This is a genomic window from Rhodococcus sp. BE178, from assembly GCF_050433545.1.
Classification (GTDB): domain Bacteria; phylum Actinomycetota; class Actinomycetes; order Mycobacteriales; family Mycobacteriaceae; genus Prescottella.
In genome coordinates this window covers 150,628-170,894 of record NZ_JBNPXA010000013.1, presented here as the reverse complement: position 1 = coordinate 170,894, position 20,267 = coordinate 150,628, and the positions used below count along the sequence as shown (strand labels likewise).

Annotated in this window: 17 protein-coding genes; 14 read left to right on the top strand and 3 right to left on the bottom strand. The window is 69.8% G+C overall.

Translation table 11 applies throughout. From position 1 onward, the window contains the following. Window positions 1-14: 14 nt before the first annotated feature. Genes J2X34_RS21240 through J2X34_RS21230 form a run of 3 tightly spaced genes read right to left on the bottom strand, consistent with a single transcriptional unit; the run spans window position 15 to window position 3,078 of the window. A complete protein-coding gene (locus J2X34_RS21240) occupies window positions 15-836 on the bottom strand; it encodes a carotenoid biosynthesis protein (RefSeq protein ID WP_114719279.1) in 822 nt (273 codons plus the stop codon). After that, entirely contained in the window at window positions 833-2,458 is a 1,626-nt protein-coding gene (locus tag J2X34_RS21235) for a phytoene desaturase family protein (protein ID WP_174914791.1), read from the bottom strand. Before J2X34_RS21235 ends, J2X34_RS21240 begins: the two co-directional genes overlap by 4 nt. Next, window positions 2,458-3,078 carry a GNAT family N-acetyltransferase gene (locus J2X34_RS21230; RefSeq protein WP_429519659.1) on the bottom strand — a complete coding sequence of 207 codons (621 nt, stop codon included), beginning with the start codon at window positions 3,076-3,078 and terminating at the stop codon, window positions 2,458-2,460. Before J2X34_RS21230 ends, J2X34_RS21235 begins: the two co-directional genes overlap by 1 nt. Window positions 3,079-3,240: 162 nt before the next feature. Between J2X34_RS21230 and J2X34_RS21225 the strand changes: the two genes are divergently transcribed. The 14 genes from J2X34_RS21225 to J2X34_RS21160 all read left to right on the top strand — a co-directional run bounded on the left by J2X34_RS21225 (window position 3,241) and on the right by J2X34_RS21160 (window position 20,244). Further along, on the top strand, window positions 3,241-3,858 hold the full coding sequence (locus J2X34_RS21225) for an SAV_6107 family HEPN domain-containing protein (RefSeq protein ID WP_429519657.1): 618 nt from the start codon (window positions 3,241-3,243) through the stop codon (window positions 3,856-3,858). A 204-nt stretch (window positions 3,859-4,062) separates the two neighbouring features. Further along, on the top strand, window positions 4,063-4,503 hold the full coding sequence (locus J2X34_RS21220) for a DUF3040 domain-containing protein (protein ID WP_114719282.1): 441 nt from the start codon (window positions 4,063-4,065) through the stop codon (window positions 4,501-4,503). 531 nt (window positions 4,504-5,034) lie between these two features. After that, on the top strand, window positions 5,035-5,466 hold the full coding sequence (mraZ, locus tag J2X34_RS21215; RefSeq protein WP_114719283.1) for a division/cell wall cluster transcriptional repressor MraZ: 432 nt from the start codon (window positions 5,035-5,037) through the stop codon (window positions 5,464-5,466). Window positions 5,467-5,739: 273 nt separating this feature from the next. Beyond that, complete coding sequence (rsmH, locus tag J2X34_RS21210) at window positions 5,740-6,756, top strand: 16S rRNA (cytosine(1402)-N(4))-methyltransferase RsmH (protein ID WP_429519654.1); 1,017 nt, start codon at window positions 5,740-5,742, stop codon at window positions 6,754-6,756. A 5-nt stretch (window positions 6,757-6,761) separates the two neighbouring features. Then, the gene (locus tag J2X34_RS21205) at window positions 6,762-7,427 is read left to right on the top strand and encodes a hypothetical protein (RefSeq protein WP_429519687.1); all 666 of its coding nucleotides are present in this window, start codon (window positions 6,762-6,764) and stop codon (window positions 7,425-7,427) included. Window positions 7,428-7,558: 131 nt separating this feature from the next. Next, window positions 7,559-9,328, top strand: coding sequence for a peptidoglycan D,D-transpeptidase FtsI family protein (locus tag J2X34_RS21200; RefSeq protein WP_429519652.1), 1,770 nt, complete (start codon window positions 7,559-7,561; stop codon window positions 9,326-9,328). Window positions 9,329-9,537: 209 nt separating this feature from the next. Continuing rightward, window positions 9,538-11,178 carry a UDP-N-acetylmuramoyl-L-alanyl-D-glutamate--2,6-diaminopimelate ligase gene (locus J2X34_RS21195; RefSeq protein WP_429519685.1) on the top strand — a complete coding sequence of 547 codons (1,641 nt, stop codon included), beginning with the start codon at window positions 9,538-9,540 and terminating at the stop codon, window positions 11,176-11,178. Beyond that, window positions 11,175-12,701, top strand: coding sequence for a UDP-N-acetylmuramoyl-tripeptide--D-alanyl-D-alanine ligase (locus J2X34_RS21190; RefSeq protein ID WP_114719287.1), 1,527 nt, complete (start codon window positions 11,175-11,177; stop codon window positions 12,699-12,701). Before J2X34_RS21195 ends, J2X34_RS21190 begins: the two co-directional genes overlap by 4 nt. Then, window positions 12,698-13,792, top strand: coding sequence for a phospho-N-acetylmuramoyl-pentapeptide-transferase (mraY, locus tag J2X34_RS21185; protein ID WP_114719288.1), 1,095 nt, complete (start codon window positions 12,698-12,700; stop codon window positions 13,790-13,792). The genes J2X34_RS21190 and mraY overlap by 4 nt, the downstream gene beginning before the upstream one ends. A 3-nt stretch (window positions 13,793-13,795) precedes the next feature. Beyond that, window positions 13,796-15,325 carry a UDP-N-acetylmuramoyl-L-alanine--D-glutamate ligase gene (gene murD, locus J2X34_RS21180; protein ID WP_429519649.1) on the top strand — a complete coding sequence of 510 codons (1,530 nt, stop codon included), beginning with the start codon at window positions 13,796-13,798 and terminating at the stop codon, window positions 15,323-15,325. Beyond that, a complete protein-coding gene (ftsW, locus tag J2X34_RS21175) occupies window positions 15,322-16,785 on the top strand; it encodes a putative lipid II flippase FtsW (protein ID WP_114719290.1) in 1,464 nt (487 codons plus the stop codon). The genes murD and ftsW overlap by 4 nt, the downstream gene beginning before the upstream one ends. Then, on the top strand, window positions 16,782-17,918 hold the full coding sequence (gene murG / locus J2X34_RS21170; protein ID WP_114719291.1) for an undecaprenyldiphospho-muramoylpentapeptide beta-N-acetylglucosaminyltransferase: 1,137 nt from the start codon (window positions 16,782-16,784) through the stop codon (window positions 17,916-17,918). The genes ftsW and murG overlap by 4 nt, the downstream gene beginning before the upstream one ends. Continuing rightward, on the top strand, window positions 17,915-19,405 hold the full coding sequence (gene murC / locus J2X34_RS21165) for a UDP-N-acetylmuramate--L-alanine ligase (RefSeq protein WP_429519646.1): 1,491 nt from the start codon (window positions 17,915-17,917) through the stop codon (window positions 19,403-19,405). The genes murG and murC overlap by 4 nt, the downstream gene beginning before the upstream one ends. Further along, window positions 19,402-20,244 (top strand): cell division protein FtsQ/DivIB, encoded by an 843-nt coding sequence (locus J2X34_RS21160; protein ID WP_429519644.1) that lies wholly within the window; start codon window positions 19,402-19,404, stop codon window positions 20,242-20,244. Before murC ends, J2X34_RS21160 begins: the two co-directional genes overlap by 4 nt. The last annotated feature ends 23 nt before the right edge of the window (window positions 20,245-20,267 follow it).

Sequence of the window (20,267 nt, the reverse complement as noted above, 5' to 3'; positions counted from 1 at the left end):
CACGGGTATTCGTGTCAGGCGGTAGGGGTGTTGTCCAGCTCGTTCCGGCGTGTGCGCGCCAGAACCACGAGCAGTGGCACCCCCAGTACGCCCATCGCGACCGCGCCGTAGACGGCCGAGTACCGCAGTTCGGGTGCGTCGAGGAACACCGCGTGGGCCAGCGCCGAGCCCAGCCACGTCCACAGGAACAGTGCGGTGGGCACCGCGTCGTGCCGGAGCGGCGTCGTTCGGGGACGACGGTCGAGCACGTCCAGGAGGGTGACGAGAACCGCCATCGCGAGGGCGACGACGACCCAGCCCGCGTAGTTGGTGAGCGGAATGTGTTCGACACCGGGCAGCCCGGCATCGGTGACGCACCAGCGCCACTGGCCGTCGGCGACCATCTGCGGGTCCAGATACAGGTCCCAGCCGACGACGCCGATCGTCGCGAGGACGATGCGGGGGAGCCGCGCGCGGGTCAGTCGCGACGCGACGCACCACACCGGGTAGAAGCCCGCCGTCCACGCGAACGGGACCACCAGCGGCACGTCGGCGACGGCCCAGCCGAGCCGTCCGGTGGCGTACTCGTAGCAGCCGTACGGGATGCCCGTCGCGGTTCCGACCACCTCGGACAGCAGACCGACCCCGGCCGTCGCCAGGACCATCCCGGCGGCCCACCGTCCGCCGCGCACGGCCACGGCGTGCACGATCGAAGCGGCGGCCAGCAGCGCGACCACGGCGACCGTCACCACGTCCCGGGATCGGCCGTCCACCAGCGGATAGACGATCTGCGCGGCGACCGCGGCGACGGCGAGCGCCACCGAGGCGCGCAGCATGACTGTGTTCGGGGGGCTCATCGGAAGGGCTTGCGGAGCGCCTGTCGCAGTCGACCACCGCGCGCGTCGGACAGGGCGACCCGCGCCGCGCTGCGTCCGCTCGAGCCGGACACGCCACCGCCGGGATGGGTCGACGCTCCGGTGAGGTACAGGTTCTCCGCGTCCGGTACCCGGTGCGCGGACAGCTCGGGGATCGGACGCCACATGAACATCTGGTCCAGTGACATCTCCACATGCATCACGTTGCCGCCGATCAGACCCATCTCGCGTTCGATGTCCGCAGGTGTCTGGATGTGTCGGTGACGCACGCTGTCGGCGAAGCCGGGTGCGAGGGCGTCGACACTCGCGACGATGCGATCGGCCTCGCTCTCGCCGAGATCCGCCCAGTTGCGGCCGCCGGACAACGCGTAAGGATGCCACTGCGACCACAGTGTCACCTGGTGCTCGCCGGCGGGGGCGATCGTCGGGTCGATGCCGCTGAAGCTCATCGCGAGCACCGCCGGTTCGGGGGGCAACTCGCCGGCGAGGGCGGCTCCGTGCGCCGTCCGCAGCTGGGCCCGGTCGGAGACGAGGAGTTGCAGGCCCGATGTCGCGGTCGCGTCCGTCGCATCGGAGGGCGCGCTCGGGTACGACGGCAGCGCGTCGGTCCCTAGACGCAGCACCATGCCGATGCCGGGCCCCACCCGGATCCGGCGACGCCAGCGGTCGAGTGTCGCGCGGTCGTAGCCGCCGCGTTCGAGCAGATCGAGAGTGGTCAGCACGTGGCAGCCGGCGACGACTCGGCGGGCACGGATCCGACGTCCGGACTCCGTCACCACGGTCCAGCCGTCGGAGTCCTTGCGTAGTTCGGTCACGCCGTCACCGAGCGTGACCGTTCCACCGTCCGAGGCGAGCCGGGCGGCGAGCGCCGCCGTCAGCGCGCCGCTGCCGCCGACCGCTCGACCGGGTGGCAGCGTGTGCATCAGCGCCGCGAACCCGACCATCGGCGCGGTTCCCGGCTCCGACATCGGCGGACCCGACTGCGCACCGAACCACGCGAGTGCCGCCTTGAGCGGTTCGCTGTCGAAGTACTCGTCGAGCAGCGCATCGCCCGACGTCAGGAACTCGCGGGAGATCTCGCTGCCGCCCCCGGACGTGTCGAGGCCCCAGAACGACCGCAGCAGGTGTCCTCCGGTGGGCGGCGCCGCGAAGGCCCGCATCACGCGCTCGGTCCGCGGCCCCCACGTCCGGACGAAACGTCGGTAGGCGTCCGCATCGGCCGCACCGCACGATTCCTCGATGGATCGGCATGTCCGATCGAGGCTGCGGTGGAAGACGATTCCCGGTCGGTCCGATCCCGCCGGCGCCGGGGCGAACGCCCACGGGTCGCAGTCGATGTAGCGCAGTCCGTGCGCGGCGAGGTCGAGCTCTTCGATGATCCCGGTGTGCCGGATCATGATGTGCGCCGACGACCCGCGATCCACCTTGTGTCCCGGGAACCGCTCGACCGTCGAGACGGCGCCACCGACGACGGTGTCCCGTTCGAGAACCTCCACCGACCATCCCGATCGGGCCAGATAGCAGGCCGAGACCAGGGCATTGTGGCCCGAACCGACCACCACTGCGTCGAGTCGAGCGTCAGCGGCTCTCGTGAACTCCGGCATCACAGCGGCAACCCCCGTCCGAGAACAGCGAACGGTCGGCGATCGCCCGCGAAGGTGAAGTGGCGGACGACGTCGCGGAACCCGGTGCGCCGGTACAGGCGCCAGGCCCGGTTGTCCTCGTCGTCCACCTCTGGGGTGGAGAGCAGTACGCCCCGCTCCGGGCGGTCGGCGAGCAGGCGTTGGAGCAGTCGCTCGCCCAGGCGGTGTCCCTGCGCGTCCGGATGGACGTGCAGTTCGGTCAGCTCGAAGTAGCTACCGAGAACGTACGAGATCTGCTCCCGGCTCCACCCGGTCGCCTGCATCCCGTGCCGCACCTGCTGCTGCCACCACTGATCGGGGGCGCCGCGATAGCCGTAGGCGATCGCGACCAACGGTGCCGGGCGGTCGGGGAGTTCGGGATCGGCCTGTACCGCGCCGACCGCGCGCCATCCGGCTCGCTGCATGTGCTCGGTCCACATGGGTGCGCGGTGGTACTCGGTTCCGCGGGGGTATCCCATGGCCGCCACATAGATCGACAGCGCCTCGGGAAGCCGGGCACGCATGTCGGATACCGACAGGTCCACGACGACCGGAGCGGACTCCGGATTCGTGTCGGGGCTCTCGCCGGTGCTCGCATCCATGCGCGGGCTCACCCTTCTCTCTTGACGACATGTCGGTGGGGCCAGTTATATTGAATAGGTCGAACGCATGTTCGATATGGCCGATCCGGTGATGTTCGAGGGAAGCGAACATCACCGGATCGGCGGTCCCGAACTTCGGAGCGTTGGGAGGTGCTCGAAGTCATGTCGAAGGTCGTGCCTGAAGTTGCGCGGGGTGTCGGTGCTGTCGGTGCTGTCGGAGCTGCGGATGCCGAAGAGGTGGTCGAGCGCGAGGCGGTGCCGAAGCGGCGGTCGATGTCCGGGCGGTCGAGGATCGCGACGACCGGTTGTGGATCGTCCGGGCGTCCTGCCGTGTCGGGTTCACCGGTCGGGCCGGCGGGGCCGGTGTCGGCTCCGATGTCTGCGGTCGCGTTGTTGCGTCGCGCGGACGGTCTGCTGTCGGAGGCGGCGGGTGCGGTCCAGGCTGCGGAACGATTCCGTTGTGCGTACCTCGGGGCACTCCGTGGTGCTGCTGCGGTCCTCGCCGGGGTGGAAGGGGCGGCGAACTCCGGTCGGGCGAGGCGGCCTCGGTCCCGGAGCGCTTGGGTCCTCATGGCGCGGGCGGCACCGGATTTCGTGGAGTGGGCCGACTACTTCGCCCAGCATTCCGCGCTCCGGGCCTCGATCGAAGCCGGTGTGACGCGAACCGTGACGGATGCGGATGCGGATGCGTTCTATTTCGAGGTGGGGAGGTTCCTCACTGCGGTCGAGGATCGCCTCGGGGCGACGAATCGGGGCGCTGTTTCCGGGCTCTCGGCGTAGCGTGGATGCGGTGATTCCGGACACGTTCACGGGCCCTTCTGGTGGGGCATACCGGATTGTCGCCGATTCGGTGGGAACTCGTCGACGGAGTAGGTGGTCAGAGGAGGACTCTCCTCGTATTATTGAATTCAGGTAACCGCTAGTCCGTTACCCACCTCTCCGCACCGCGGCGAGGTGCCAACTCTTAGTGCCGGGGGAGGTACCGTGCCACTCTCCGAGCACGAGCAGCGCATGCTCGATCAGATCGAGAGCGCTCTCTACGCCGAGGATCCCAAGTTCGCGTCCACGGTGAGGGGCGGGCGAATGCGTGCCCCCGCTGGAAAACGTCGATTGCAGGCGGTGGCCCTCTTTGCGTTGGGTCTCGTCCTGCTCATCGCGGGCGTGGCTCTGGATGTGTTGTGGTTGGGCGGATTCCCGATCGTCAGTGTGATCGGGTTCGTCGTTATGTTCGGTGCCGGTGTGCTCTTCCTGTTCGGTGGAGGGAAGGGGCATCTGGCAGCGGTACCCGACGGGGACGACCCGTCCGGTGAAGGGCCGGGTGCGCGAGGATCGCATCCGCGTAAGCCTCATGGAGGCAAGAAGTCCGGCGGCGGATTCTCGTCCCGGATGGAGGATCGGTTCCGCAGGAGATTCGAACAGGAGTAGCTTCCGGCGTCAGAAACGCCCAGGCTCTCGAAACGGCGATGGCGCGACCGCAAAGGTCGCGCCATCGCCGTTTTTCGTGCGGTCGGCGCGTCCGCGGTGGCCGTGTCGGTCCGTGTGGGTCTGTGGCCGATCCCTCCCGCCTCACCCACAGTTCCCCACACGTTGCCCCCACATGTCCCCACTGCCTGCTCCTGCCGCCGGTGGGTTCGATCCGAGGTTCTGCTATCGCAGGGAGGCGGAGCGTTGAACTGGGGTTTTCTCGGCCGGCCGAGTGCGGGCCCTCCGTCGGGGCCGGGGAGGCTCTCGTGTTTGCGATCACGTGGGCGGAAACGCCCCACTTCGAGCCATGCCCGGTGATCTGCGGTTATTCGCGCGCAGATGTCAAATCGGCCCCCCGATCGGATTGAAAGTGGAGGAAAGTGGGGTAATGTGGTGCGCAGCGGATCGCGTGAGTGACCCGCCAGAATGCAGGGCGATACCGGCCGGTATCGACCACACGTTCGCCACAGGGCCCCGGCGGGAGGTGTCGAGATGTTTCTCGGTACCTATACGCCGAAGCTCGACGACAAGGGGCGACTCACGTTGCCTGCGAAGTTCCGGGACGCGTTGGCGGGAGGGTTGATGGTCACTAAAGGGCAGGACCACAGCCTTGCGGTGTACCCCCGTGAGGAGTTCACCGCGCTTGCGCGTCGTGCGTCAGCGGCTTCCCGAAGCAATCCGCAGGCTCGCGCATTCGTGCGTGCGCTTGCATCGGGAACCGACGAGCAGCATCCCGATGCCCAGGGACGGATCACGTTGTCTTCCGACCATCGTCGCTATGCGGGGTTGTCGAAGGACTGCGTGGTGATCGGATCGGTCGACTTCCTCGAGATTTGGGACGCCCAGGCATGGGAGTCCTACGTCGCGGAGCACGAGGAAAGCTACTCACAAGCCAGAGACGAGGCGCTCGAGGGGATCTTCTAGCCCACCGACGCCACAGGCGAGTGCCGCGAGGCCTCTGCCCGAGTGTGACCCTGACGCACTTCCCCAGCGCCAGGTTCACCGCCGGGACCCTGACGCACTTCCCCAGCGCCAGGTTCCTCGATCGGACAGGGACCTCGAGGCATTCGCTCTCCCGGAGAGTGACGTTCGCGAGTTTCGTTGCAGCGCATCAGTCGACGACAGCCCGCCGAACCACCTCTTCGGACCCCCAACCACGTGCAAGCCCCACAGCATCGAGCAGGAGCCGGAGGAACCATGGTCGACGGCGAGGACGACACCCGGTCCGTCCCCGGCGAGTTCGGTCATGTCCCGGTGCTGCTGCACCGCGCGGACGACCTTCTCGGGCCGGCACTCACAGCCCACAACCCCCTCGGCGAGGGCGCGGTCATGATCGACGCGACACTCGGTCTGGGTGGGCACTCCGAGCATTTCCTGCGGACCTATCCCGGCCTGCATCTCATCGGGCTCGATCGTGACCCCGAGGCGCTCCGCATCGCGTCCGAGCGCCTGGCCCCCTATGCGGGCCGCACCACCTTCGTGCACACGCGCTACGACGGCATCGTCCACGCGCTCGAGGAGGCCGGCCTGGACTCGATCGGCACGGTGCACGGCATCCTGTTCGATCTGGGTGTCTCGTCGATGCAGCTGGACGAGGCCGAGCGCGGATTCGCCTACTCGGTCGACGCGCCGTTGGACATGCGGATGAACCCCACGACGGGGATCACCGCGGCCGAGGTGCTCAATACCTACAGTCACGGCGAGCTGGCGCGCATCCTGAGCACGTACGGCGAGGAGCGCTTCGCGGGGCGGATCGCCTCCGAGGTGGTACGCCGTCGTCAGAAGCAGCCGTTCACCACCAGCGCCGCGCTGGTCGAGCTCATCTACGACGCCATCCCGGCAGCTACGCGCCGCACGGGTGGCCATCCCGCGAAGCGCACCTTCCAGGCACTTCGGGTAGAGGTCAACGGCGAGCTCGATTCGCTGCGAGCCGCGATCCCCGCTGCCCTCGACGCGTTGGCGGTCGGTGGTCGGGTCGTGTTCATGTCGTACCAGTCGCTCGAGGACCGAGTGGTCAAGCAGGAGCTGACGCCACTGTCGAAGTCGAAGACGCCTGAAGGCCTCCCGGTGGAACTGCCGGGTATGGGGCCGGAGTTCCGGATCCTCACGAGAGGAGCGGAACGTGCGTCCGAACAGGAGATCGAAGACAACCCGAGAGCAGCGCCCGTGCGTCTGCGGGCAGCGGAACGAATCGCCAGGAGGGCTGGAGCGTGACTGACATGACGGTTCGGATGACGTCCACCGGTATCGGGTCCGCGCGTGTCCGGCGGTCCAGTGCGGCGCAGAAGGCATACGAGCGCCGGCAGCAGCGGGCATCCGTCGTGGGCGGCGCCCGGCCGACCTCGACGGCGTCGACTCCGGCGTCGTCGCCGCGCGCGATCGTGGCCCGGATCCCGTTCGTGGCCACCATCATCGGCCTGCTGTGCCTCGGTCTCGCGACGACTCTGCTGTTGACGACACGGTCCGCCGAGGATTCGTACCAGCTCGCGGACGCGCGCGCTCACAACCAGGGCCTGCGCGAGCGGACGGCGGCGCTCCAGCGTGACGTCGCGGCGGGCAACTCGGCGCCGGTGCTCGCGGAGAAGGCTGCCGAGCAGGGGCTGATCCCGGTGAAGGATCCAGCGCGACTGGTCGTGTCCACCGACGGCAGTGTCGAGGTGATCGGCACTCCGAAGCCCGCCGAGGGTAAGCCGGTCGCTCCGCTGGACCGGACGCCTCCGCCCGTGGCCGAGCCGGCGGCGCCTCGGGCGACGCCGCCTGCCCCCACGACCGCGCCTCCCGCCGCCACGCCGCCGCCCGTCAACGACGGCCGGATCCAGGCTCGCGGTGAACAATTGACGCCTGTGACGGTGATCACTCAACCCCCGGCGGGTGCTCGGCAGTGACGTCGGTGGGTGGACGCACTCCCGCCTCACGTCCGCGTCGGCCCGCACCGCCGCGGAGATCGCGGGGGCGTAAGCCCGCCGCGAGGCGCACCGATTCCTTCGGGTTCCGTCTCAAGTACGGCCGCGCGACGATGCTCGTTGCACTCGGGGTCGTGGCGGTGCAGTTGCTGTGGGTCCAGGGGATCGACGCGCCCCGGTTGTCGGCGGAGGCCGCGAATCAGCGCACGACGACCGTCACCCTCCCGGCGGTTCGGGGTGCGATCCTCGACCGGAACGGCAACAAGCTGGCCTACGCTCTCGATGCCAAGGCGCTGACGTTCCAGCCGGTGCGTGAGCGCAAGCGGATGGAGGAGGAGCGTGCCAAGGACGAGACCGGCGAGACCGCTCCCGATCCGGACACCCGGCTGAAGGAGATCGCGAAGGGGATTCACGAGCGGCTCGGCGACACGGTCTCGGAGAGCGAACTGCTCGACAAGCTGCGCAGCAACGAGACGTTCGTCTACCTGGCCCGCAGTGTCGATCCCGCGGTGGCGGCGGACATCGCCGACGAGTTCGAGGAAGTGGGACTCGAGCGGCAGGACATTCGCGAGTACCCGGGTGGTTCGCTAGCGGCGAACATCGTCGGTGCAACCGGGTGGGACGGACACGGACTGCTCGGGCTCGAGGAGTCGATGGATTCGACGCTTGCCGGCAACGACGGTTCCGAGACGCACGACCGCGGGTCCGACGGTGCGGTCATCCCCGGCAGTCGACGAGATCTGCAGCCCGCGGTGGACGGATCCAACGTGGAACTCACCATCGACTCCGACCTGCAGTACTACGTGCAGCAGCAGACGCAGCAGGCCAAGGACCTGTCGGGTGCGAAGAACGCATCCGTGGTGGTGCTCGACGCGAAGACGTCCGAAGTCCTCGCGATGACCAACGACGGCACGTTCAACCCGGCCATCGGCGTCGGGAACAACCCGCGCACCGCCCAGATGGGCAACCTGCCCGTGAGTTCGCCGTTCGAGCCGGGATCGGTCAACAAGATCGTGACCGCGGCCGCGGCGATCGAGTACGGGCTGACCACCCCCGAGGAAGTGCTCCAGGTCCCCGGTTCGATCCAGATGGCCGGTGTCTCGGTCAAGGACGCGTGGGCGCACGGCGTCGCGCCCTACACCTCGACCGGCGTCTTCGGTAAGTCGTCGAACGTGGGCACGCTGATGCTCGCCGAGCGGGTCGGGGAGGAGCGCTACGCCGAGATGCTGCACAAGTTCGGACTCGGCCAGCGCACCGACGTCGGCTTGCCGGGCGAGAGCGCCGGCAACGTCCCGGACCTCGACGACTGGTCCGGCGGTACGTTCGCCAACCTGCCGATCGGCCAGGGGCTGTCGATGACGCTTCTGCAGATGACCGGCATGTACCAGGCGATCGCCAACGACGGCGAGCGGATCGCTCCACGGATCGTCAAGTCGACCCTCGCGCCGGACGGCTCCCGGATCGAGACCGAACGCCCCGAACCGGTGCGGGTGGTAAGTGAGCAGACTGCGCGTACCACTCGTGACATGTTCCGGTCGGTCACCCAGAAGGACCCGATGGGCTACCAGCAGGGCACCGGGCCGCAGGCGGGCGTCGACGGCTACCAGATCAGTGGCAAGACCGGTACCGCGCAGCAGGTCGACCCTGCCTGCGGGTGCTACTCGAACTCCAACTACTGGATCACCTTCGCGGGCATCGCGCCCTCGGATGATCCGCGTTATGTCATCGGGATCATGCTCGACGCGCCCGTCCGCGGTATCGACGGCGGCGGGGGACAGTCGGCCGCGCCGCTGTTCCACAACATCGCGTCGTGGCTCCTGCAGCGGGACAGCGTTCCGCTGTCACCGGACCCGGGTCGGCGGCTGGTGTTGCAGGCCGATTGACACCGTCCGGGCCGCGTCCCGCCCGTCGGGGTGACGATTCCCACGTAACCGGTGTGTACCGAACATGGTGGGTCGTGCCCGTGGCGCCGCCGCCGGTAATCTGACACGTCGGTCTCCGTCCGCAAGGATGGACACGACCGAACGAACCCCGAACCGAAATTCGATTCCGAGAGGACCCACTGCCTGTGCATCCGAGTCCGCAGCCATCCATGCCGGGTGCGGCGCCGGGGAGCGGTCTTCGCCCGACGAACCCGCCCCGGACCGACCTGGAAGACCTGGCCGACAAGGTCGGTGCCCGGATCGAATGGCTCGGATCCGATCGAGTGGACCGGGACGCGGCTGTGCCGACCACGGTCACCGGCGTCGAGTTGCGGGCGCAGTCGGTGCTGGCGGGCGATCTGTTCGCCGCGCTCCCGGGGGCGCGTGCTCACGGCGCCGAGTTCGTGGGGTCGGCCGTCGAGGCCGGCGCGGTGGCGGTGTTCACCGACGACGCCGGTCTGACGCTCGTCGCCCGCCAGTTCCGTGAGTCCACCGACGTCCCCGCGTTGCCGGTGCTGGTGCACCCCGAACCACGGCGGGTGCTCGGCGAGGTCTCGGCCACGATCTACGGCCATCCGTCGGAGCAGATGCAGGTCGTCGGCATCACCGGAACCTCGGGCAAGACGACGACGGCATATCTGATCGAGTCGGGCCTCGCGGCGGCCGGTCGCAGCATCGGGTTGGTCGGCACGATCGAGACCCGCGTCGCGGGGGACCGGGTGCCGAGCGCGCTCACCACGCCGGAGGCGCCGCAGTTGCACGCCCTGTTCGCGGCGATGCTCGAGCGGGGGATCGACACCGTGGTGATGGAGGTGTCGAGTCATGCGCTGGCTCTCGGCCGGGTCGACGGCGTTCGGTTCTCTATCGGTGCGTTCACCAACCTGTCCCAGGACCATCTCGACTTCCACCGCGACTTCGACGACTACTTCACGGCGAAGAGCCGCCTCTTCGCGGCGGATTCGACGGTCCGTGCGGAGCGCGCGGTGATCTGCACCGACGACGAGTGGGGGGCGCGGATGGCGGACATCGCCCGCCGCGCGCACCCGAACCTTCCCGGCGCCGTCGCCACGGTCGCCACCAGCGGACCAGGTGACTGGACCGCGGGGCAGGCCGAGGCGGTGCCGTCGGGTAGCCAGGTCTTCACGCTCACCGGGCCGGACGGGACGACGCACTCGGTGTCGCTGCGTCTGCCCGGGCAGTACAACGTCGCGAACGCGGTGCTGGCCGTGGCGGTCTGCGCGGCGGCGGGCGCGGACGTCGACGCGGCGATCGCCGGAATCGGCGGGGTCGACGTGCCCGGCCGTGTGCAGCGGGTCGAGCGCGGGCAGGACTTCCTGGCCGTCGTCGACTACGCCCACAAGCCCGCTGCGGTCGAGGCCGTGATCGCGACATTGCGGGGGCAGACCGACGGCCGGATCGCGGTCGTCGTCGGCGCCGGCGGAGACCGCGACACCGGCAAGCGGGGCTTGATGGGCGAGGCCGGGGCCCGCGGCGCGGACCTGTTGGTGATCACCGACGACAATCCGCGCACCGAGGATCCGGCCACCATCCGGGCCGCGCTGACGGAGGGCGCGCTGTCGGTTCCGGCGGCAGAGCGGGGTGAGGTGCTCGAGATCGGAGACCGCGGTGAGGCCATCGCCGCCGCGGTCCGCTGGGCCCGCTCCGGCGACGTGGTCCTCGTGGCAGGCAAGGGCCACGAGATCGGCCAGGAGATCCACGGGGTGAAGTACCCATTCGACGACCGCGAGGTTCTGGGAGAGGCGATCGATCGGATCGCCTCCGAAGACCCCGCACACGGAGGAAACGCATGATCCCGATGACGCTCGCCCAGATCGCACAGGCGGTCGGCGGGACGCTCCACGATGTCGACGATCCGTCGGCCACCGTTTCGGGAACGGTGGAGTTCGATTCCCGCAAGGTCACACCGGGTGGGCTGTTCCTGGCGCTGCCGGGCGCGACGACCGACGGGCACGACCACGCGGCCGCTGCGGTGGCGGCGGGCGCGGCGGCCGTGCTCGCGGCCCGCCCGGTCGGTGTCCCGGCGATCGTGGTCGAGCCGCTCGGCGCGTCGGACAACGGCGCGTTGGCCCTCGAACACGACACCGACGGCTCCGGCGCGGCGGTACTCGAGGCGCTCGCGAAGCTGGCGCGCGCGAGCATCGACCGGCTCACCGCCGACTCGGACCTGACCGTCGTCGGGGTGACCGGTTCGTCCGGCAAGACCTCCACGAAGGACCTGCTGGCGGCAGTTCTCTCGCCGCTCGGGTCCGTCGTGGCCCCGCCCGGTTCGTTCAACAACGAGCTCGGGCATCCCTGGACGGCGCTGCGGGCCGACGCCGACACCCGTTTCCTGGTCCTGGAGATGTCCGCCCGCGGACGCGGGCACATCGCGGCCCTCGCGAAGTCCGCCCCGCCGCGCATCGGTGTGGTCCTCAATGTGGGCACGGCGCACCTCGGCGAGTTCGGTTCCCGCGAGGCGATCGCCGACACCAAGGGCGAGCTGCCGGCGTCGCTGCCGACCGCCGCCGAGGGGGGCGTCGCGGTGCTCAACGCCGACGATCCGCTGGTCGCGGCGATGGCGCAGCGGACCCGGGCACGCGTCGTGCTGGTGGGCCAGTCCGGCACCGCCGATGTCCGCGCGACCGACGTCCGCCTCGACGATCAGGCGCGCGCCAGTTTCACTCTGACCGCCCCGGCCGGCAGCATCCCGGTCACGCTCGCGGTGCACGGCGAACACCAGGTCGGCAACGCGCTCGCGGCGGCCGCCGTCGCGCTCGAGTGCGGGGCGACGCTCGACCAGGTCGCGGCGGCGCTCGGTTCCGCCGGGCCGGTCTCGGCGCGTCGGATGGAGGTCCGCGATCGGGCCGACGGCGTCACCGTCGTCAACGACTCGTACAACGCGAACCCGGATTCGATGCGTGCGGCGATCAAGGCGCTCGTGTCGATGGCCCGGTCCGGTCGTGGTCCGGCACGCCGGAGTTGGGCAGTCCTCGGCGAAATGGCGGAACTCGGACCAGAATCAGTGGTCGAGCACGACGCGATCGGACGGTTCGCGGTGCGCCTGGACGTGACCAAGCTGATCCTCGTCGGAGCCGGTCGGCCCGTCCGCGCGATGTACCAGGGAGCGGTGATGGAAGGTTCTTGGGGTGACGAGGCGGTCCACGTGCCCGACGGTGCGAGTGCGATCGCGCTGCTGGAGCAGGAACTGGAGGCCGGTGATCTCGTACTGGTGAAGGCTTCGCAGTCGATCGGACTGTGGGAGGTCGCGGACGCGGTTCTCGACGCGCCGACCACCGACGCCGCGCAGATCACCGATTCGGAGGCGCCGCAGTGAGGCAGATCCTCTTCGCCGCGGGCATCGCCCTCGCGGTGTCCATCCTGCTGACGCCGGTCCTGATCAAGGTCTTCTCGCGGCAGGGCTTCGGGCAGGAGATCCGGGTCGAAGGCCCGGCGAGCCATCAGGCCAAGCGTGGTACCCCCACGATGGGCGGCGTCGCGATCCTCGCGGGAATCTGGGCCGGCTACTGGGGCTCGCATCTCATCGGCATCGGCTACGACGCTGAGGGGCCGACCGCGTCGGGCCTGTTGGTGCTCGGTCTGACCACCGCGCTCGGTGGCGTCGGGTTCCTCGACGACTTCATCAAGATCCGCAAGCAGCGCAACCTCGGTCTGAACAAGACGGCCAAGCTCGTCGGCCAGTTGGTGGCGGCGGTCGTGTTCGGCATCCTGGCGCTGCAGTTCCGCGGCGGCAGCGGTCTGACCCCGGGCAGCGTGCACCTGTCGTACGTGCGCGACATCGCCACTGTCAGCATGGGATCGATCGTCTTCATCCTGTTCTGCTACCTGCTGGTGAGCGCGTGGTCGAACGCGGTGAACCTCACCGACGGCCTCGACGGTCTGGCGGCCGGTTCGATGAGCCTCGTGCTCGGCGCGTACGTGATCATCACGTTCTGGCAGTACCGGAACGCCTGCGTCGACGGGCCGGGCAGCCTCGGTCCGTCGAAGGGCTGCTACGACGTCCGTGATCCGCTGGACCTGGCGTTGCTGTGTGCCGCCGGAGCCGCGGCATGCATCGGCTTCCTGTGGTGGAACGCGGCGCCGGCGAAGATCTTCATGGGCGACACCGGTTCGCTCGCGCTGGGCGGCATGCTGGCCGGCCTGTCCATCACCACCCGCACCGAGCTGCTCATGGTCGTCATCGGCGCCCTGTTCGTGGCCGAGGCGGCGTCGGTGGTCATCCAGGTGGCGGTGTTCCGATCGAGCCGACGGCGGGTGTTCCGGATGGCGCCGTTCCACCACCACTTCGAACTGGGCGGCTGGGCCGAGACCCAGGTGATCATCAGATTCTGGTTGCTGGCCGCGATCGCGTCCGCGATCGGCCTCGCACTGTTCTACAGCGAATATCTCGCGGCGATCGGGGACTGACGGATGCAGCTCGACGGGACCGGACACGGCGCGGGAGTCGACGCGGGAGATCTGGACCGACTGCGCGGCGCGAGCGTCCTCGTGACCGGCGCCGGCATCTCCGGCCGCGCGGTGATAGCTCCGCTGCACGACCTCGGTGCCCGGGTGACGGTGACCGACACCAACGTGGACGCCCTCGCCCGTTGCGCCGAGCTCGGTGCCGAGACGGTGCCGCTCGACGACCTGGTCGCCGACCCGGCGCGCGTCGCCGAGTTCGTCCTCGTCGTCACCAGTCCGGGGTTCCGGCCGGACGCGCCGGTTCTCGCGGCGGCCACGGCCGCCGGCATCCCGATCTGGGGCGACATCGAGTTCACGTGGCATGTCGACCGGGCCGGGGTGTACGGTCCGCCGCGACAGTGGCTGGTCGTGACCGGCACCAACGGCAAGACCACGACGACGTCGATGCTGCACTCGATCCTCGAGGCCGCGGACATGTCGTCGGCGGCGTGCGGCAACATCGGCCTGCCGGTGCTCGACGCACTGCGTGCGCAGGAGCCCCGCGTCGACGTCCTCGCCGTCGAGCTGTCGTCGTTCCAGCTGCACTGGGCGCCGTCCGTGCGCCCGACAGCCGGCGTCGTACTCAACATCGCCGAGGATCATCTCGACTGGCACGGCGGCATGGAGGGCTACGCGGACGCCAAGGCGCAGGCCCTCACCGGTGGCGTCGCCGTCGTCGGCCTCGACGACGCGGTCGCCGCCACGCTGGTCGAGCGGCCGCGTGACGGGCACACCGTCGGCTTCCGGCTCGATGCGCCCGACGTCGGGGAGTTGGGCGTTCGCGGCGGGATGCTGATCGACCGGGCGTTCGCGGATTCGGTTCCCCTCGTCGCGGCCGACGAGATCAGCCCGCCGGGGCCGGCCGGACTGTGCGACGCGCTGGCGGCGGCCGCGCTGGCCCGCGCGATCGGCGTCTCCCCGGCAGCGGTGGATGCGGGGCTGCGGGCTCATCGGGTGGGACCGCACCGGGCGGAGGTCGTCCGTCGGCTCACCGACATCACGTTCATCGACGATTCCAAGGCGACCAATCCGCATGCGGCGCGGTCGTCGATCGTCGCGCACGACTCGGTGGTGTGGATCGCCGGCGGCCTGCTCAAGGGGGCTCGCATCGACGACCTGGTCGCCGACGTCGCGGACCGACTGGCCGGTGCGGTGCTCATCGGCCGTGACGCCGATCAGATCGCCGAGGCGCTCGCGCGACACGCCCCCGAGGTCCCGGTCGTTCACGTGCGCGCGGGAGACGATGGGTCCGTGGTCGAACCGATCGCCGGAGCGGACGTGCTCCACCTCGATCTTCCCACGGCCGACGCGGACACCGTGATGGCGGAGGCCGTGCGCGCCGCCACGGCCCTGGCTGCTCCCGGCGACACCGTGCTGCTGGCACCTGCTGCCGCGTCGCTCGACATGTTCGACTCGTACGGACACCGCGGGCGCAGCTTCGCCGCAGCGGTCACGGCGTTGGCCGACATCGAGCCGGAGTCCGGGACCCGCGGATGACAGGAGCCCCCGAGCGCGCGCCGCGCACCCGGATCGGGGCGTGGCTGGCTCGTCCGCTGACGTCGTTTCATCTCGTCGTCACCATCGCGGTCCTGTTGACGGTGCTCGGGCTGGTGATGGTGCTGTCGTCGTCGAGTGTCGAGTCGGTGGCGCGGGACGGGTCCGCGTATGGAAAGTTCGTCTCACAGCTGATCTTCGCGACGCTGGGTCTGGTGATCTTCTACATCGCGCTGCTGATCCCGATCCGGGTGATGCGTACGTGGTCGCTGCCGGCGTTCGGTGTGACGGTCGCGATGCTGGTGCTGGTGTTGATTCCCGGCATCGGTACGAAGTCGCAGGGAACCCGCGGTTGGTTCGTGATCGGTCCGATCTCGTTGCAGCCCTCCGAACTCGCGAAGATCGCGTTCGCGGTGTGGGGCGCGCACCTGCTCGCCACGCGGCGGCGGGAGGGTGCATCGCTCAAGGAGATGTTGATCCCGCTGGTGCCCGCGGCGCTGCTGGTCTTCGTCCTGATCGTGCTGCAGCCCGACCTCGGAACCACCATCTCGCTCGCGATCATCCTGCTGGCGCTGCTCTGGTTCTCGGGCCTTCCGCTGAAGATCTTCCTCACCGTGCTCCTGGCGGGCGGTGCGGCGGCCGTAACCCTCGCGCTGACTGCGGGATACCGGTCCGCGCGCGTCCAGTCGTTCCTGAACCCGGGTGACGACGCTCAGGGCGCGGGTTACCAGGCGCGGCAGGCGAAGTATGCGCTCGCGGACGGTGGCCTGTTCGGTGAGGGGCTCGGCCAGAGCCGGGCCAAGTGGAGTTATCTGCCCAACGCCCACAACGACTTCATCTTCGCGATCATCGGCGAGGAACTGGGATTCATCGGGGCGGGCGCGGTGATCGGGTTGTTCGCGCTGTTCGTGTACACCGGTCTGCGCATCGCGCGGCGCTCGGCGGACCCGTTCCTGCAGTTGCTGAGCGCGACCGCGACCGCGTGGATCACCGGTCAGGCGTTCATCAACATCGGTTACGTCGTCGGCATCCTGCCGGTCACCGGTCTGCAGTTGCCGCTGGTGTCGGCGGGTGGCACCTCGACGGCGACGACACTGTTGATGTTCGGTCTGGTCGCGAACGCGGCGAGACACGAGCCGGAGGCGGTCGCCGCGCTGCACAGCGGGCAGGACGGACGGATGTCTCGACTGCTGCGGCTGCCCAAGCCGGCGGCGTACATCCCGCCGCGCCCGCGCGGGGCGGCCGTCGTGCGCCGCACGGAGAACCGGAAGGTGCAGCCCGCCCGCGGAGAACGCCCGGGCGCCAAGGACACCCGTGCTCTTCGGCACGACCAACCCCGACGCCGGCCGACCGACGACGGTCGACGGAACAACGAGAAGCGGGGCCACGGCCCCATGAGGGATCGGGACCGCGCGGGCACTTCGCGCGATCCCCGTCCAGGAGAGCGAGGAACGCGTAGGTGAGCGGCGACAAGACAGGCCTGTCCGTGGTGGTGGCCGGCGGCGGGACGGCCGGGCACATCGAGCCGGCAATGGCTGTCGCGGACGCGATCCGTGCGCTCGATCCGTCCGCCGTGGTGACGGCGCTCGGGACCGAGCGAGGCCTCGAGACCACCCTGGTCCCCGATCGGGGGTATCCGCTCGAGCTGATCCCGCCGGTTCCGTTGCCCCGCAAGCCCACGATGGATCTGTTCCGGCTACCCGGCCGGATTCGGCGGTCGGTGGCCGCCACGCGCGCGGTGCTCGACCGTACCGACGCGGACGTTGTCGTGGGCTTCGGCGGCTATGTCGCGCTGCCCGCGTATCTTGCTGCCGGTTCGGGTCTGCTGCGCCGCCGCCGGAAGATCCCGATCGTGATCCACGAGGCCAACGCCAGTGCGGGCATCGCGAACAAGATCGGTGCCCGTCGTGCCCGTCGCGTCCTGGCCGCGGTCGCGGGTTCCGGGGTGGCCGCGCGCGGCACCGCGGATGCCGAGATCGTCGGAATCCCGGTCCGCTCGTCCATCACCGGACTCGATCGGGCGGCCCTGCGCGCGCAGGCGCGTGAGCACTTCGGTCTGCCGGCGGACGGTCCGGTGCTGTTGGTGTTCGGCGGATCGCAGGGCGCCCGGTCGCTCAACGAGGCCGTCGCCGGTGCCGCCCCGCAGCTCGCGGCGGCCGGTATCTCCGTGTTGCACGCCTACGGTCCCAAGAACTCCGTGGAAGTCGAGTCGCATCCGGAGGCGCCGTACGTGGCGGTGCCGTACCTGACGCGCATGGACCTGGCGTACTCCGCCGCCGACGCGGTGATCTGTCGTTCGGGCGCCATGACCGTCGCCGAGGTCTCGGCCGTCGGCCTCCCCGCCGTGTACGTGCCGTTGCCACATGGAAACGGCGAGCAGGAACTCAATGCCCGGCCCGTCGTCGCTGCCGGAGGTGGGATGATCGTTCCGGATGCGGAGTTGACGCCGCACTACGTGTCGGAGACCGTGGTGCCGTTGCTCGCCGACCGCGCACGGCTCGAGGAGATGGGCCGCAGCGCGGCCGGTGCCGGCCACCGCAGTGCGGCGGCGACCGTCGCACAGATCGTTGTCGATGTAGCAAGGGGAAACCGATGAACGAGCAGCTACCCGCGGGTCTCGAGCGGGTACACATGGTCGGCATCGGAGGTGCCGGAATGTCCGGCATCGCGCGGATCCTGCTCTCCCGGGGTGGGCAGGTGTCCGGCTCGGACGCCAAGGAGAGCCGCGGCGTGCTCGCGCTGCGTGCTCGCGGCGCTGTCGTCCGCATCGGCCACGATGCGAGCGCCCTCGATCTGCTGCCGGGTGGCCCGACGGCCGTCGTCACCACGCACGCCGCGATCCCGAAGGACAATCCGGAGCTCGTCGAGGCCGCGAAGCGCGGCATTCCGGTGATCCTGCGCCCCGCGGTCCTGGCGTCGCTGATGCGCGGGCATCGCACGCTCCTGGTGTCGGGCACGCACGGCAAGACCTCGACGACCTCGATGCTCGTGGTCGCGTTGCAGCACTGTGGATTCGACCCGTCCTTCGCGGTCGGCGGCGAACTGAACGAGGCCGGTACCAACGCCCATCACGGCTCGGGTGAGGTCTTCGTCGCGGAGGCCGACGAGAGCGACGGCTCGCTGCTCCAGTACGACCCGGACGTCGTGGTGGTCACCAACATCGAGGCGGACCATCTCGACTTCTTCGGTAGCAGTGAGGCGTACGTCCAGGTCTTCGACGACTTCGTCGCGCGGATCGCTCCGGACGGCCTGCTCGTGGTGTGCCTCGACGATCCGGGGTCGGCTGCGCTCGCGCGGCGAACGGTGGAGTCCGGCAGCGCGGTACGGGTCGTCGGCTACGGCACGGCGGAGGCCGCCGCGTCCGCCGGTCCGGTTCCGGTGGGTGTGGAGTTGCTGTCCTGGGAGGCGCGTGACGTCGGGGGAGTGGCGCACATCCGCTTCGCCGGCGAGGTCGAGCCGCGCACGTTGCGGTTGGGCGTGCCCGGAAAGCACATGGCGCTCAACGCGCTTGCCGCGTTGCTCGCGGGCGTGGACGCCGGCGCGTCGGTGGACGAACTGCTCGAGGGGCTGGCCGGGTTCGGTGGGGTCCACCGCCGGTTCCAGCTCACCGGCCGCGAGCGCGGGGTCCGGGTGTTCGACGACTACGCGCATCATCCGACCGAGGTCCGGGCGGTGCTCGGCGCCGCGCGGGAACTCGTCGACAACGACGGCCGGCAGGGCCGTGTCGTCGTGGTGTTCCAGCCGCATCTGTACTCGCGGACAGTGACGTTCGCGCAGGAGTTCGGCGAGGCGCTCGACCTGGCGGACGAGGTCGTGGTGCTCGACGTGTACGGCGCGCGCGAGGAGCCGATCCCCGGAGTGAGCGGCGCGCTGGTCGCGCAGGCGCTCACGAAACCTGTTCACTATCAGCCCGATCGGTCCCAGGTGCCGCGTCAGGTCGCCGGACTCGTCGAGCCCGGCGACGTCCTGATCACGATGGGTGCGGGCGACGTGACGATGCTCGGTGGGCCGATACTCGATGCACTGCGGTCGCGGCCCAACCACGGTGGTCGTTCGGCGGGATCGGGTTCGGAGCCGCAGTGACGGCCGATCGTCGGGGTCGACCCCGCAGCGGCCGGCCCGATGCGCGCCGGTCGCGCGGCGATCGCACGCGCCGGAGTTCGCCGCGCCAGGCGACGTCGTCCGGTCGGCGCGACGGGAACGGACCGGAGTCGGAGGCGAAGACCGCTCGCGGTTCGGAGGAGCGGGCGCGCGCCCGGTCGTTGCGGCGCAAGGTTTTCCTGATCGCGACCGCCGTGGTGGTCGTGCTCGGCGGCCTCGGCGCCGCGCTGTGGTTCAGCCCGATGATGTCGGTCCGTCAGGTCGAGTACGTCGGTGACGGGTTCCTCACCGCGGAGGAGGTCCTGCCGGTCGCGGGGATCGCGGACGGGACTCCACTGCTGCGGGTCGACACCGCGGCAGCGGCCAAGCGTGTCGCGGGGATACCCCGGGTCGCGGAAGCGCGGGTGCAGCGCGAATATCCGTCGACCGTGCGGGTGACCGTCCGCGAACGGATTCCGGTGGTGTTCTTCGATTCCCCGGACGGAACGCATCTGATGGACGCCACCGGGGTGGACTACGCCGTCGAGCCGCCGCCGTTCGGTGTGGTGCGACTCGTCACGCCGACACCGACCGAGGCCGACCACGCCACCCAGGCTGCGCTGGAGGTGCTCGGGTCGCTGCCGGAGGCGGTCCGGGTCCAGGTGTCCGAGGTTGCCGCACCGACGATTTCGAGTGTCTCGGTTACTCTGGTGGACGGCCGTGTCGTGGTGTGGGGCGGTGTCGACGATTCCGAGAGGAAGTCGGCAGTGGTCTCCGCACTGTTGACACAGCCCGGTCGGATCTTCGATGTGTCGAGTCCCGAACTGCCCACAGTAAAGTGATGGGCGATCCGGAGGCTCACGCC